Origin of the sequence: Microvirga sesbaniae (assembly GCF_025460805.1) — a bacterium.
Classification (GTDB): domain Bacteria; phylum Pseudomonadota; class Alphaproteobacteria; order Rhizobiales; family Beijerinckiaceae; genus Microvirga; species Microvirga sesbaniae.
In genome coordinates this window covers 1-643 of sequence record NZ_JAMXFJ010000131.1, presented here as the reverse complement: position 1 = coordinate 643, position 643 = coordinate 1, and the positions used below count along the sequence as shown (strand labels likewise).

At 62.1% G+C, this 643-nt stretch carries 2 protein-coding genes; both read right to left on the bottom strand.

What is annotated here, in order from left to right:
- Positions 1-18 precede the first annotated feature (18 nt).
- The gene (locus OCW50_RS33135; RefSeq protein WP_262300411.1) at positions 19-423 is read right to left on the bottom strand and encodes an IS5 family transposase; all 405 of its coding nucleotides are present in this window, start codon (positions 421-423) and stop codon (positions 19-21) included.
- Positions 399-643: transposase (locus OCW50_RS33130; protein ID WP_262300410.1), on the bottom strand; the 245-nt coding region annotated here is incomplete at its 5' end. The genes OCW50_RS33130 and OCW50_RS33135, both read right to left, overlap by 25 nt.

Below are 643 nucleotides of genomic sequence, written 5' to 3'. Positions count from 1 at the left end.
CCTAGAGCGCGTTGACATTCATTTGGTCCAGATGAACGCGCTGACGAGGCAAAGGATTGACAGGAACGCCCGTGGGGTCTGTTCGTAGCGGGTAGCGATGCGCCTGAAGTGCTTGATTTTCAAGAAGAAGCGCTCGACGAGGTTGCGCTCGCAATAAAGGGCGTAGTCGCAGGGGACTTGTGGCGAGGTTGCCCTGGGCGGGATGACCGGCACGGCCTCCTGGCTCTCGATGGCCTCGCGCAACGGCTTGGCGTCGTAGCCCTTGTCGCCCAAGACATGGTCGGCGGGAAGATCAGCGATCAAGGCTTCAGCCTGAGTGATATCGCTCGCCTGTCCCGGCGTCAGGATGAAGCGGAGCGGATTGCCCAAAGCATCGACGACGGCATGGATCTTGGTGGTCAGCCCGCCACGGGAGCGTCCGATCGCACGAGCCTCAGGCCCCCCTTTTTGCCCGCCGCATGCTGGTGCGTCCGGACAATGGTTGAGTCGATCATGATGTATTCGAAGTCGGGCTCATCGGCCATGGCGGCAAAAAGCCGGTCCCAGACGCCCCTCTTGGACCAGCGCGAGAAGCGCACAAAGGCGCTGTTCCAGTTGCCGAAGAGTTCCGGCAGATCCCGCCACGGCGACCCGGTTCGGGCTA